This window comes from Streptomyces sp. NPDC003300, assembly GCF_040610915.1.
Taxonomy (GTDB): domain Bacteria; phylum Actinomycetota; class Actinomycetes; order Streptomycetales; family Streptomycetaceae; genus Actinacidiphila.
In genome coordinates this window covers 232,560-245,722 of sequence record NZ_JBEXNE010000001.1, presented here as the reverse complement: position 1 = coordinate 245,722, position 13,163 = coordinate 232,560, and the positions used below count along the sequence as shown (strand labels likewise).

The 13,163-nt window shown below is 73.2% G+C and carries 10 protein-coding genes; 9 read left to right on the top strand and 1 reads right to left on the bottom strand.

The window, feature by feature from the left end; genetic code table 11:
* Nucleotides 1-17: 17 nt before the first annotated feature.
* The 6 genes from ABZX65_RS00840 to ABZX65_RS00815 all read left to right on the top strand — a co-directional run bounded on the left by ABZX65_RS00840 (nt 18) and on the right by ABZX65_RS00815 (nt 8,056).
* Nucleotides 18-875 carry an RNA methyltransferase gene (locus tag ABZX65_RS00840; RefSeq protein ID WP_355332865.1) on the top strand — a complete coding sequence of 286 codons (858 nt, stop codon included), beginning with the start codon at nt 18-20 and terminating at the stop codon, nt 873-875.
* A gap of 209 nt (nt 876-1,084) precedes the next feature.
* Nucleotides 1,085-2,140 (top strand): ATP-binding protein, encoded by a 1,056-nt coding sequence (locus ABZX65_RS00835; protein ID WP_355333574.1) that lies wholly within the window; start codon nt 1,085-1,087, stop codon nt 2,138-2,140.
* A gap of 186 nt (nt 2,141-2,326) precedes the next feature.
* Nucleotides 2,327-3,457, top strand: a complete 1,131-nt coding sequence (gene pheS / locus ABZX65_RS00830) for a phenylalanine--tRNA ligase subunit alpha (RefSeq protein WP_355332862.1) — start codon at nt 2,327-2,329, stop codon at nt 3,455-3,457.
* Nucleotides 3,457-5,982, top strand: a complete 2,526-nt coding sequence (gene pheT, locus ABZX65_RS00825; RefSeq protein ID WP_355332860.1) for a phenylalanine--tRNA ligase subunit beta — start codon at nt 3,457-3,459, stop codon at nt 5,980-5,982. The genes pheS and pheT overlap by 1 nt, the downstream gene beginning before the upstream one ends.
* A 262-nt stretch (nt 5,983-6,244) precedes the next feature.
* Entirely contained in the window at nt 6,245-7,399 is a 1,155-nt protein-coding gene (locus tag ABZX65_RS00820; RefSeq protein ID WP_355332857.1) for a PP2C family protein-serine/threonine phosphatase, read from the top strand.
* Nucleotides 7,400-7,459: 60 nt separating this feature from the next.
* Complete coding sequence (locus ABZX65_RS00815; RefSeq protein ID WP_355332854.1) at nt 7,460-8,056, top strand: hypothetical protein; 597 nt, start codon at nt 7,460-7,462, stop codon at nt 8,054-8,056.
* 551 nt (nt 8,057-8,607) lie between these two features.
* Here the strand turns inward: ABZX65_RS00815 and ABZX65_RS00810 are convergent.
* Nucleotides 8,608-9,246 (bottom strand): TetR/AcrR family transcriptional regulator, encoded by a 639-nt coding sequence (locus ABZX65_RS00810; protein ID WP_355332851.1) that lies wholly within the window; start codon nt 9,244-9,246, stop codon nt 8,608-8,610.
* A gap of 143 nt (nt 9,247-9,389) precedes the next feature.
* Here ABZX65_RS00810 and ABZX65_RS00805 point away from each other — a divergent pair, with 143 nt between their 5' ends.
* From ABZX65_RS00805 to ABZX65_RS00795, 3 genes are all read left to right on the top strand, one after another.
* Nucleotides 9,390-10,316 carry an ABC transporter permease gene (locus ABZX65_RS00805; RefSeq protein WP_355333572.1) on the top strand — a complete coding sequence of 309 codons (927 nt, stop codon included), beginning with the start codon at nt 9,390-9,392 and terminating at the stop codon, nt 10,314-10,316.
* A gap of 121 nt (nt 10,317-10,437) precedes the next feature.
* On the top strand, nt 10,438-11,208 hold the full coding sequence (locus tag ABZX65_RS00800) for an ABC transporter ATP-binding protein (protein ID WP_355333569.1): 771 nt from the start codon (nt 10,438-10,440) through the stop codon (nt 11,206-11,208).
* 343 nt (nt 11,209-11,551) lie between these two features.
* Nucleotides 11,552-13,159: an ABC transporter substrate-binding protein gene (locus tag ABZX65_RS00795; RefSeq protein ID WP_355332848.1), complete on the top strand. Its 1,608-nt coding sequence runs from the start codon at nt 11,552-11,554 to the stop codon at nt 13,157-13,159.
* The last annotated feature ends 4 nt before the right edge of the window (nt 13,160-13,163 follow it).

Here is a 13,163-nt window from a genome sequence, read left to right as displayed (position 1 = left end):
CGGAAGGCGAGTCACCCATGCCAGCCCCCGAGCTGACCTCGTTGCGTTCGACGCGCGTCACCGCCGCGCACCGGCTGGCCAAGCGCAGCTTCCGCGGCAAGGAGCGCCGCTTCCTCGCCGAGGGACCGCAGGCCGTACGGGAGGCCATCGCGCACCCCGGCACCGAGGGCGGCAGGACCCTGGTCGAGCTGTACGCCACACCGGAGGCCGCCGAGCGGCACGCCGACATCGTGGCCGCCGCCCGTACCGTCGGCGCGCCCGTACTGACCGCGACCCCCGAGGTGATGGCGGAGATCTCCGACACCGTCACCCCGCAGGGTCTGGTCGGTGTGTGCCGCTTCCTCGACTCGCCGTTCGAGGAGATCCTGCGCGCCGGGCCCCGGCTGGTCGCCGTGCTCGCCAACGTCCGCGACCCCGGCAACGCCGGTACGGTGCTGCGCTGCGCCGACGCCGCGGGCGCCGACGCGGTGGTGCTCACCGACGCGTCCGTGGACCCGTACAACCCCAAGGCCGTACGCGCCTCCGCGGGCAGCCTGTTCCACCTGCCGGTCGCCGTCGGCGTGCCCGTCGACACCGCCGTGGCAGGACTGCGGGCCGCCGGGGTACGGGTGGTGGCCGCGGACGGCGCGGGCGGGCGGGACCTGGACGCCGAGCTGGACGAGGGCACCATGAACGGCCCCACCGCCTGGATCTTCGGCAACGAGGCGTGGGGCCTGCCCGAGGAGACCCGCGCGCTGGCCGACGAGGTCGTCCGCGTCCCGATCCACGGCCGCGCCGAAAGCCTCAACCTCGCGACGGCCGCCGCCGTCTGCCTCTACGCCTCCGCGCGGGCGCAGCGCGCGCCCGGAGGGTGCCGCAGCGTCACATCCACCTAGTAGGGTGGCGGCCCGGGGGCCCTGAAAGGGGAGTGGCGGGGATGGATGTGACGGTGCCAGAGGACGAGGCGCGCAGCGCCGTCCTGGGCCGGACCGCGCGCTCCGCGGGACCGCGGACACCGGGGCCTGCCGGCCACGAAGCGGAATCGCGGGACACCGCGGCACGCGCCGCCCGCCCCCTCGGCGCGGAACCGTTCGGCGTCGACTCCCTGGGCCTGGACCCGGACGACCTCCCCGACGGCCTGGTGGTCGCCGACGAGCGCGGCCGGGTGATCGCCTTCAACGCCGCCGCCGCCCGGATCACCGCCCTGCACCCGCGCGACGTGCTCGGCAGATCCGTGGAGCGCGCGCTGCCGCTGGAAGACCTCGAAGGCCGCCGCTGGTGGGCGCTCACCGACCCGTACGGCGGCCTGGCCATCAGGGTCGGCCAGCCGGAACGCAATCTGCTGCTGCCCGGCGGTCGCGAAGTGCTGGTCGCCGCCCGCTACGTGCGCGAATACCCCACGGGACCGGTGCGCCGTCTGGTGGTCTCGCTGCGCGGCACCGAGGCCCGCCGCCGTACCGAACGCAGCCACGCCGAGCTGATCGCCACCGTCGCGCACGAACTGCGCTCGCCGCTCACCTCGGTCAAGGGCTTCACCGCCACCCTGCTCGCCAAGTGGGAACGCTTCACCGACGACCAGAAGAAGCTCATGCTGGAGACCGTCGACGCCGACGCCAACCGGGTCACCCGGCTGATCGCGGAACTCCTCGACATCTCCCGGATCGACTCCGGCCGCCTGGAAGTGCGCCGCCAGCCGGTGGACATGGCGGCGGCCGTGCAGCGGCACGTGGACGGCCATGTCGCCGCGGGCCAGCGGGCCGACCGCTTCCGGGTGCGGGTCACCCAGCCGCTGCCCGCGCTGTGGGCCGACCCCGACAAGGTCGACCAGGTCCTCGGCAATCTGCTGGAAAACGCGGTGCGGCACGGCGAGGGGACTGTCACCATCGACGTAGAGCCCTCGTTCTCCGCGCAGGAGCGGAGCTGCACCGGCACAGCGGTGACCGTGAGCGACGAGGGCCCCGGCATTCCGGAGGAGTCGATGGGCCGCGTCTTCACCCGCTTCTGGCGGGGCAGCAAGCGCGGCGGCACCGGCCTCGGGCTGTACATCGTCAAGGGCATCGTCGAGGCGCACGGCGGCACCATCTCCGTCGGCAGGGCCCCCGGCGGCGGCGCCCAGTTCCGATTTATTCTGCCCGTCGGGGCACCCGCTTTCATGGCCTGACCGGCCGCGCGGGCAGAGCGTTCGCCGGGGATGTCGTCCCGGCGGACCCCCGACGGGCGTGATCAGGCGGTCCACGCGGCGCCGGTAGAATCGGGCTTCGGTATGTGTCCGGTCGGGCAGAGCCTCCACTCGGAGACTCCGTCCTGGGAGGCGCCCCCACCACCATCCACTGCGGAACGGGAAAAGATGTCGGCACCGAACAAGTCGTACGACCCTGTGGAGGTCGAGGCGTTGAAGCCGGAGGAGATCGAGCGGATGCGCGACGCGGCGCTGGCCGCCGTCGCCGCCGCCACCGACCTCGACGCGCTCGCGCACGCGAAGACCGCGCACACCGGCGGCGCCTCGCCGCTGGCGCTCGCCAACCGCGAGATCGGCGCGCTGCCGCCGCAGGCCAAGGCGGAGGCGGGCAAGCGCGTCGGCCAGGCGCGCGGCGCGGTCAACAAGGCGCTGGCCGCCCGGCAGGCCGAGCTGGAGGCGGAGCGCGACGCCCGCGTGCTGGTCGAGGAGGCCGTGGACGTCACGCTGCCCTACGACCGGCGCCCGGTCGGCGCGCGGCACCCGCTCACCACGCTCTCCGAGCGCATCGAGGACATCTTCGTGGCCATGGGCTACGAGGTCGCCGAGGGTCCCGAGGTCGAGAGCGAGTGGTTCAACTTCGACGCCCTCAACTTCCCGCCCGACCACCCCGCCCGCGAGACCCAGGACACCTTCTTCGTCGAGGGCCCCGAAGGCCCCGGCGGCAGCGGCGAGTCCGGCGTGGTGCTGCGCACCCACACCTCCCCGGTGCAGATCCGCGCCCTGCTGGAGCGCGAGCTGCCCGTCTACGTGATCGCGCCGGGCCGCGTCTACCGCTCCGACGAGCTGGACGCCACCCACACCCCGGTCTTCGCGCAGGTCGAACTGCTCGCCGTGGACGAGGGCCTGACCATGGCCGACCTCAAGGGCACCCTCGACCACATGGTGGTCTCGCTGTTCGGCGAGGGCATGACGACGCGGCTGCGGCCCAACCACTTCCCGTTCACCGAGCCGTCCGCCGAGATGGACATGCTCTGCTACGTCTGCCGCGGCGACTCGGTCGGGAACCCCGACCGCCCCTGCCGCACCTGCTCCTCCGAGGGCTGGATCGAGCTGGGCGGCTGCGGCGTCGTCAACCCCAGGGTGCTCACCGCCTGCGGCGTCGACTCGGAGAAGTACAGCGGTTTCGCGTTCGGCTTCGGCATCGAGCGGATGCTGATGTTCCGCCACAGCGTCGAGGACATGCGAGACATCGTCGAGGGTGATGTGCGCTTCACCCTTCCGTTCGGGATGGAGATCTGATGCGGGTCCCGCTTTCTTGGCTGCGGGAGTACGTCGAACTGCCCGCCGGTGAGACCGGCCGCGACGTCCAGGCCAAGCTCATTTCCGCCGGTCTCGAAGTCGAGACCGTCGAACAGCTCGGCGCCGGGCTCAAGGGCCCGCTGGTCGTCGGCAAGGTGCTGACCATCGAGGAGCTGGAGGGCTTCAAGAAGCCGATCCGCTTCTGCACGGTCGACGTCGGCGACGCCAACGGAACCGGCGAGCCGCAGGAGATCGTGTGCGGCGCCCGCAACTTCGCGGTCGGCGACAAGGTCGTCGTGGTGCTGCCAGGCGCCGTGCTGCCCGGCGACTTCGCGATCGCCGCGCGCAAGACGTACGGCCATGTCTCGCACGGCATGATCTGCTCCGCGCAGGAGCTGGGCATGGGCGACGACCACGAGGGCATCATCGTGCTGCCGCCCGAGCACGAGGTGGGCACCGATGCCGTCGAGCTGCTCGAACTGGTCGACGAGGTCCTGGACATCGCCGTCACGCCGGACCGCGGCTACGCGCTGTCGATGCGCGGCGTCGCCCGCGAGGCGGCCATCGCGTACGGCGTCTCGCTGCGCGACCCGGCGCTGATCGACGTGCCCGCGCCCAACGCGTTCGGCTACCCGGTCAAGGTCGCCGACCCGGTCGGCTGCGACCGCTTCACCGCCCGTACGGTCACCGGTCTCGACCCCGAGGCGCGGTCGCCGATCTGGCTCCAGCGCAGGCTCCAGAAGGTCGGCATGCGGCCGATCTCGCTGGCCGTGGACATCACCAACTACGTGATGTTCGAGCTGGGCCAGCCGCTGCACGCCTACGACCGCTCGCGGATCGAAGGGCCGATCGGGGTGCGCCGCGCGCTGCCCGGCGAGAAGCTGACGACGCTGGACGACGTCGAGCGCACGCTGGACCCCGAGGACCTGGTCATCACGGACGACTCCGGGGCGATCGGCCTCGCGGGCGTGATGGGCGGCGCGAACACCGAGATCGCCGCGCCCGCCACCGACCCGGAGACCGGCGTCGTCACCGGCACCACCGAGATCGTCATCGAGGCCGCGCACTTCGCGCCGGTCACCATCGCCCGCACCGCGCGCCGCCACAAGCTCGGCTCCGAGGCGTCCAAGCGGTTCGAGCGCGGCAGCGACCCGCAGGCCACCTCGGCCGCGGCCCAGCGCGCGGTCGACCTGCTGACGGGCCTGGCGGGCGGCACCGCGGACCCCGGCGTCACTGAGGTCGTCTCACCGTCGGCCCCGCGCACCGTCGCGATGGCCGCCGACCACCCGGACCGCGTCGCGGGCACCGAGTACGGCCGTGAGACCGTCGTCCGCCGCCTCCAGGAGATCGGCTGCGACGTCTACGGCAGCGACGAGCTGATCGTCACCGTGCCGAGCTGGCGCCCCGACCTGGCCTTCCCCAACGACCTCGCCGAAGAGGTCATCCGGCTCGAAGGCTACGAGAATCTGCCGTCGACGCTGCCCAAGCCGCCCGCCGGACGCGGGCTGACCGAGTCGCAGCTCCTGCGCCGCCGGGTCGGCCGGGCCCTGGCCGGCGCCGGATACGTGGAGGCGCCGAGCTACCCCTTCGTCAGCGCCGAGGTCTTCGACCAGCTCGGGCTGGACGCGGACGACCCGCGCCGCCGCACGGTGACCGTCGCCAACCCGCTCTCGGACACCGAGCCCGGTCTGCGCACGACGCTGCTGCCCGGTCTGCTGGCCACGCTGCGCCGCAATCTGGGCCGCGGCACGCACGACCTGGCGCTCTTCGAGACCGGTCTGGTCTTCCTGCCGACCGGCGCGGAGAAGACGCCGCCGCGTCTCGCGGTCGACCGCCGTCCGACGGACGCGGAGATCGCGCGGCTCCAGGAGGCGCTGCCGGACCAGCCCCGCCGGGTCGCCGTCGTGCTCTGCGGCGCCCGCGACCGTAATGGCTGGTGGGGCGCCGGACACCCGGCGACCTGGGCCGACGCGGTCGAGGCGGCCCGTACCGTGGCCCGCGAGGCCGGGGTCGAGCTGAGCGTCCGCCAGGACCAGCACGCCCCCTACCACCCGGGCCGCTGCGCCGCGCTGTACGCGGTGGTCGACGGCCAGGAGACGCTGGTGGGCAACGCGGGGGAGCTGCACCCGAGGGTCACCAAGGCGCTCGGCCTGCCCGAGCGGACCTGCGCGATGGAACTGGACATGGACCAGGTCGAGCGCGCGGGCGGCGACCGGCCCACCGGGCCGCGGGTGTCCACCTTCCCGGTGGCGACCCAGGACGTGGCGCTCGTCGTCGACTCCTCGGTCCCGGCCGCCGACGTCGAGCGCGCGCTGCGCGACGGCGCCGGTGAACTCCTCGAATCGCTCCGGCTGTTCGACATCTTCACCGGCGAGCAGATCGGTGAGGGCCGCAAGTCCCTCGCCTACGCGCTGCGCTTCCGGGCCCCCGACCGCACGCTGACGGCCGAGGAGACCACGGCGGCGCGTGACGCGGCGGTCGCCAGCGCCCACGCCCTCACCGGGGCGGTGCTGCGCGGCGCCTGACGGCGCGCAGGACCCGAGAAGGGGGGCCGTCCCGGACGCACCGGGGCGGCCCCCTTCGTCTTTCGGGGAGCGCTCAAGGGTTTCGTCGCTCATTCGAGTGATTACCCCGTTCGGCGGGCCACTTGTGCGCGGGGAATGGCCAGAATCGGTCGGGATGCGGGAGCCGGGCATGCGGGCCGCGGCTCCGACGCTGCCGCGACCGCGGCTTCTGGGGGGAGCCGGGCGGATGATCCGAAACCGGGCAGTCCGTGCGCTGCGAAGGGTGCCGTGGGCGCTGGTACCCGCCGTGTGGGTGGCGGTGATGGGCGTGCTCACCTGGCAGTTGTCCGAAGGCGCGGACGTGCTGCCCGCCCTCGCCGTGACTCCCGCGGTGGCCTGCGCGGCGGGCGCCCGGCGGCTCTGGGTGTTCGGCAGCGGGCTGCTGGCGCTCGGCGTGCTGGGCGCGGAACTGGCCGACGACTCCTTCGACGGCTTCGGCCCGGTGCTCGGCGCCGCGGCCACCGCGGTCGCGGTGATAGCCGCGGCGATGTGGACCGCCCGCCGCCGGTCGCTGCTCTGCGACGAGCTGGACCGTACGCGGGAGATCGCCGTCGCCGCCCAGCAGGTGCTGCTGCGGCCGCTGCCGCGCAGAGCGGGCGGCTGGACGGTGGCGGGGGAGTACGTGTCGGCCAGCCGGGGCGCTCACGTCGGCGGCGACTTCTACGAGGTGCTGGCCACGCCGTTCGGGGTGCGGGCGCTCATCGGGGACGCGCGCGGCCACGGCCTGCCCGCGATCGGCATGGTCGCCGCGCTGCTCGGCAGCTTCCGCGAGGCCGCCCATCAGGAACCCGAACTGGCGGGCGTGCTGCGGCGGTTGGACGGGGCCCTGCGACGCCATCTGCGGGAGCGGACCCGCGGTGAGCACCCGGCGGCGGCCGGTGTCCCGCCACAGGATCCGGTCGCCGAGGAATTCGCCACCCTCCAACTCGTCGAGCTCGCCGACGACGGCGCCTACCGGATCGTCAACTGCGGCCACCCGCAGCCGTATCTGCTCGACGCCGCGCCCGGTCCGCTGCCGATCGGCGAACCCCTGCCGCCGCTGGGCCTGTTCGACCCGGCGCGGACGGCCGCACCGGCCGCCACCGGCCATGTGCCGCCCGGCGACGGGCTGTTGCTCTGCACCGACGGCATGCAGGACGCGCGGGACGCCGAGGGCGTCTTCTTCCCGCTGGCCGACGCCCTGGCCGACGCGGCCGACGTACGCCCCGGCACCCCGCTGTCCGGCCGCGCCGTCGCCGCGGACCTGCGCGCCGCCGTCCTGCGGCACGCCGCCGACCGCCCCGCCGACGACGTGGCCCTGCTGGTACTCGTCCGGGACGGTGTACGTCCGGCGGCCCGGCCGCGTACGGCGGCGCTCTCCGGAGTGCCGCGCCGCTGAACGCCCCCTTCCTTGGTAGATATGGGCGGATTGCTCGCCTCTACGAAGGAAGGGGACGGCGTGGTGACAGTGACCGGGCACAGCGCCCCCGCACACGGCGTCGCGCCCGCCGCCGTATCGGCCGCGGAACTCCTGGCCGTCATCGGCCCCGCGGGTCCCGAACGCACCGCGATGCTGGTCGCGCTCGGGCGCGGGCTGCGGCCCGGCGGGCGCAGGACCGGCGTGGCGCGGGTGTACGGCCCCGGGTCCCCCGACCCGTACGACCGCGTCGGTGAACTCCTCGACCTGGCGGCCGTCCACGCGGGCCTGCGTGTCGGTGCCCGGCGCATCCACGAAGCCCTGGCCGCCGCCGGGCTCACCCTGGCCGACCACCCGGACCCGGTGCGGCCGGGCGTCATCCCCCGCCGCGCCCGCTTCGAACACCTGGGGGTCTGCGACCAGCTTCTCCTGGCCGTCGCCCTGGCCCTCATCCCGGCCCCGGACGTCCTCCTGGTCGACCCCGCCGACCTCGCCGTTCCGGCCGAGGGCCGGATCTGGGCCCGCCTCCGCGGGGTCGCCGCCGCGGGCATCCTCGTGATCGCCGCCGCCCCCACGGCGGACGCGGCGGGCGACCACGCCCACCGCACCGTGGTGCTCCCGCACGGGGAAGCCGTTTGACCTGCCGGTCAGCACCGGCACGTGGACGCCCTTTGACCTGCCGGTCACCACCGGACCCGGTGGGGCGGTTGCCGCATCCCTCCGACCACCCGCCGGTGATGGCTTCCCCGCGCAGTTCCCCGCGCCCCTTCGGGCGCGCGCTGTGGGTCTGGCCGGGTGTTCGCCGACTTCCGGTGCGTTGTGGTTGCTCGCGCAGTTCCCCGCGCCCCTTCGGGGGCGAGGGTGCTCGGCGGGGTGCGGCGGGTTTTTAGGGGCGCGGGGAACTGCGCGGCCGGCCGCGGCGGTGGTGCGCTGTGCGGACCGGCCTCAGCGGGGCAGGTCCTGTGGGGGTCCGGGCCGGAGGCCCGGTGGTCGCGGCCCTTCGGGGGCGTGGGTGTTCGGCTGGGTGCGGCGGGTTTTTAGGGGCGCGGGGAACTGCGCGGCCGGCCGCGGCGGTGGTGCGCTGTGCGGACCGGTCTCAGCGGGGCAGGTCCTGTGGGGGTCCGGGCCGGAGGCCCGGTGGTTACGCGGGAGCCGGGAGCGCGGCGGCGGGGTGGGGGCGGACGTACGCGCTACGTGGAAGCCTGGAGCGCAGCGACGACGGCTGAGGTGAGGGCGTCGAGCTGCGCTCGGGAGTAGGCGGCGCGCATGACGGCCAGACGCCAGTAGAGCGGGCCGGCGATGAGGTCGAGGGCGAGTTCGGGATCGGCGCTGGGGGACAGCTCGCCGCGCGCGGCGGCCTGGCGTATGACGGCGACGGTGATCCCGCCCTGGGCCTCGCGCAGCGCGGTGCGCAGCGTGTCGGCCAGCTCGGGACTGCGAGCGGCCTCGGCCAGCAGATCGGGGATGATCTGCGCCGCGACCGGATGCCGCAGGGCCCGCGCGCTGACGTCGAGCAGGGCGCGGACGTCCCCGTACAGCGTGCCGGTGTCGGGCACGGGAAGGCCCTGCGCGGCGAAGTCGGACACCATGTCGAGGACCAGCGGCAGCTTCGAGCGCCACCGGCGGTACACGGCGGCCTTGCCGACCCCCGCGCGCCGGGCGATGCCCTCCATCGACATGCGCCCGTAGCCGACGGCGGCCAGCTCGGCGAAGACGGCCGCCCGGATCGCCTCGGTGACGTCCTCGCGCAGCACGGCGGCGCCCGCCGGGGCGCGGCGCGGACCGCCGGTCGTCGTGGACGGAGAAGCGGCCTCGGCGGAGTCGGTCATGCGAGCGATCCTAACCCGACGTGACGACGGAACGGTTGCGTTCCATCCCGCGACTGCTCTACCGTCGACCGTGACGACGATACGGGCCCGTTCCGTCGTTGCGCAGGTGTCTCCCCATGCCCGTCACCCGAAGGCAGCCGCCCATGCCCGTCGCCTCTCCCGCCGTGATCACCGCCCCGCGCGCACCCGCTCGGCCGGGCCCCGCGGACCTCGCTCCCGCCGCGCTCGCCGCCGCCCACGGCCTGACCGTCAGCGGCGCCCGCCCCGGAATCGTGGAGTACACCCGGCGGCTCTGGGCCCGCCGCCACTTCGTCACCACCTTCGCCGGTGCCCGGCAGGCCGCCCTCTACAGCGACGCGCGCCTCGGCCAGCTCTGGCAGGTGCTCACCCCGCTGCTCAACGCGGCCGTCTACTTCCTGATCTTCGGACTGCTGCTCGGCGCGGGCCGCGGCGTCACGGACTACATCCCGTTCCTGTGCACCGGGGTCTTCGTCTTCACCTTCACCCAGTCGGCCGTCCTCGGCGGCGCCCGCTCGCTGACCGACAACATCGGACTCGTCCGCGCCCTGCACTTCCCGCGCGCCTGCCTGCCGATCGCCGCCACCCTGCTCCAGCTCCGGCAGCTCCTGCTCTCGCTCGGCGTGCTCTCGGTCATCGTGGTCGCCGAGGGCATCCCGGTCACCACCCGCTGGCTGCTCGCCGTCCCCGCGCTGGCCCTCCAGTCGCTCTTCAACGCGGGGCTGGCACTGGGCCTGGCCCGCGTCGGCGCCAGGACCACCGACTTCGCCCAGGTGCTGCCCTTCGTGCTGCGGACCTGGATGTACGTCTCCGGGGTCTTCTACGACCTCTCCCGGTTCACCGTCGGCGCGCCGCACGCCGTCGCGGTGATGCTCAACGTCAACCCCGCCCTGGTATATGTCGGTCTGATGCGTTTCGCGCTGATCGACAGCGTCACCCGCGAACAGCTCCCGCCGCACATCTGGCCGCTCGCGGTCGGCTGGGCGGCCGTGGCCGCCTGCGCAGGGTACGCGTTCTTCTGGTCGTCGGAGGAGGAGTACGGCCGTGGCTGAACCAACGGACGAGGCAACGCAGGAGACCGCGCTGAACGCCGTCCCGAACAGCGCCAGGGGCCTGGCCCCCGAGCTGGCTGCCGCCCTGGACCCGAAGATCGCCCCGGAGGTCGCCCCGCGCCTGGTCCGGCCCCTGGTGCCCACCGTCATCGTCGACGGGCTGCACGTCGTCTACCGGATCTACGGCGCGGGCACCGGCCGGGGCAACGCGACCTCCGCCCTGCACCGGCTGGTCTCCCGCAGGGCCTCGCCGAACGTCCACACCGTGCACGCGGTCAGGGGCGTCACCTTCACGGCCTACCGCGGTGAGGCGATCGGCATCATCGGCTCCAACGGCTCGGGCAAGTCCACCCTGCTCAAGGCCATCGCGGGCCTGCTCCCCGCCGACCGCGGCCGGGTCTACACCGACGGCCAGCCGTCCCTGCTCGGCGTCAACGCCGCCCTGCTCAACGACCTGACCGGCGAGCGCAACGTCATCCTCGGCGGCCTGGCCATGGGCATGTCCCAGGAGGAGGTGCGCGAGCGGTACGACGGCATCGTCGAGTTCTCCGGGATCAACGAGAAGGACGACTTCATCTCGCTGCCGATGCGGACGTACTCCTCCGGCATGGCCGCCCGGCTGCGGTTCTCGATCGCGGCGGCCAAGAACCACGACGTGCTGATGATCGACGAGGCGCTGGCCACCGGTGACCGCGCCTTCCAGAAGCGCTCGGAGGACCGGATCAGGGAGCTGCGCAAGGAGGCGGGCACCGTCTTCCTCGTCAGTCACAACAACAGCTCCATCCGCGACACCTGCGACCGCGTGATCTGGCTGGAGAAGGGCGAGCTGGTGATGGACGGCCCGACCGAAGAGGTCGTCGCCGCCTACGAGGAGCACAGCGGCGGCGGCTGAACCGCTGGTCGCGGCACATGTCGATGCCGTCGGGGCTTGAAGTACGGAGCCCGCTCCTGCATCGTCTCCAGGGAGATCACCGCGCCGGGGCGGCTTTCGAGCGGCCCGTACCCGGCGCGGGTGCGGGGACACCGGTACCCGGACGGCTCGCGGTCACGAGCCGATGTGGTGCCGGCCACTGTGTTCACAGCACAGTGCGCCACGATTCTCTGCGTCGTCGGCACATTGTCGGGTGTATCCGGGCTTTCTAGCCTCGGACCCAGGGCCTCGGAGTACCCGGGGCCGCCCGGCCCCATCGACCAGGCTCCCGTCCCGCACCGCGTCGAACCAAAGGACGACAGCAATGACCAGGAAGCACCTCAAGCCGTCCGTCGCGGTCGCGGCATGTGCGGTCGCGGCCGTAACGCTCGCCGCCTGCGGTTCCGGCTCAGGCTCCGGCGCCAAGGCGAGCGCAGGCCCGACCTCGTACGTCTCCGGCGGCACGTTCAACGTCGGGCTCAACGACGACCCGGGCAGCCTCTCGCCGCTCACCGGGGTCTCGCTCGTGCAGCGCCAGCTCGTGCCGTACGCCTACGAATCGCTCGTCTACACCTCGGGGGACGGCCAGTCCCTGCCGTGGCTCGCGCAGAGCTGGACGCAGACCCCCACCTCCGTGACGTACACCCTCAAGGACGGCGTCACCTGTTCCGACGGCAGCACGTTCACGGCCGCGACGGCCGCGAACAACATCACCTACCAGGCGGACGCCAAGCACGGCACCTTCTGGCACGGCTCCGACGTCACCGCCGACATGAAGGCCACGGCCGAGGGCAACAAGCTCACGATCACCTCGAAGACCAGCAACCCGTTCCTGCTCAGCATGACGGGCGAGGTCGAGATGGTCTGCCAGGGCGGCCTCGACAAGCCCGACTCGCTGAAGAACGCGACCAACGGCACGGCACTGTTCCACCTGACCACCGCCAAGGCGGGCAACGAGTACGTCTACACCAAGCGCACCGACTACACCTGGGGACCCCAGGGCGTCACCAGCAGCACCAAGGGGCTGCCCGACAAGGTCGTCGGAAAGGTCGTGACCGACGAGTCCACGGCGGCGAACCTGCTGCTGTCCGGCGGACTCAACGCGGCAGGCGTGGCGGGCACCGACCGCGACCGCCTCCAGGCCGCCAAGCTGGCGTCCAAGGGCGTGCCGAACCCGATCGGCGAGATGCTCTTCAACGAGCGCTCCAGCCGGCCGACCTCCGACGAGCGCGTGCGCAAGGCGCTCACACTCGCCCTCGACCGCTCCTCGGTCGGCGACCTCGTCACCAACGGCCACTCCGAGGAGATGAAGTCGCTGGTCGTCCAGGCGCCGTTCCTGTGCGTCAAGGGCGGCCCGAAGTGGAAGCTGCCCGCCACCGACAAGGCGAAGGCCGGCGCGCTGCTGGACGAGGCCGGGTACCCGGCAGGCTCCGGCGGCAAGCGCTCCAAGGACGGCAAGCCGCTGACCATCCGCTTCCTGTACGACGCGGGCACGCCCAGCCACTCCGCCGCCGCCGAGGAGATCCAGGCCGAGTGGAAGGAGATCGGCGTCGACACCAAGCTCGTCGCCGAGGACCCGACCGGCTGGTCCACCGACCTCTACCAGTCCTACGACTGGGACACCGGCTTCATCCAGCTCGCCCCCAACAAGCCCTCCACGCTCAGCCTGTTCTTCCTCGGCGCCACCAGCGAGAAGGGCGGCTACAACTTCATGGACGTGCGCAACCCCGCGTACGACGACCTGGCCAAGCAGGCGATGACCGCCAAGGACACCACGGCGGCGTGCGACCTGTGGCAGAGCGCGGAGAAGGAACTGATCGACCGGGCCGACGCCTACCCCCTCGCGCAGACCGCGGCGCCGACCTTCTTCAACAAGGCCACCGCCGACGTGCCCTGGGGCATCGCGCCGACGACCATCCGCATGCTGGGCTGACGGC

Coding starts and splice junctions, on each gene's coding strand:
- ABZX65_RS00840 (WP_355332865.1), top strand. CDS start 18: ATGCCAGCCCCCGAGCTGACCTCGTTGCGTTCGACGCGCGTCACCGCC.
- pheS (WP_355332862.1), top strand. CDS start 2,327: ATGTCGGCACCGAACAAGTCGTACGACCCTGTGGAGGTCGAGGCGTTG.
- pheT (WP_355332860.1), top strand. CDS start 3,457: ATGCGGGTCCCGCTTTCTTGGCTGCGGGAGTACGTCGAACTGCCCGCC.
- ABZX65_RS00810 (WP_355332851.1), bottom strand. CDS start 9,246: ATGACCGACTCCGCCGAGGCCGCTTCTCCGTCCACGACGACCGGCGGT.
- ABZX65_RS00805 (WP_355333572.1), top strand. CDS start 9,390: ATGCCCGTCGCCTCTCCCGCCGTGATCACCGCCCCGCGCGCACCCGCT.
- ABZX65_RS00795 (WP_355332848.1), top strand. CDS start 11,552: ATGACCAGGAAGCACCTCAAGCCGTCCGTCGCGGTCGCGGCATGTGCG.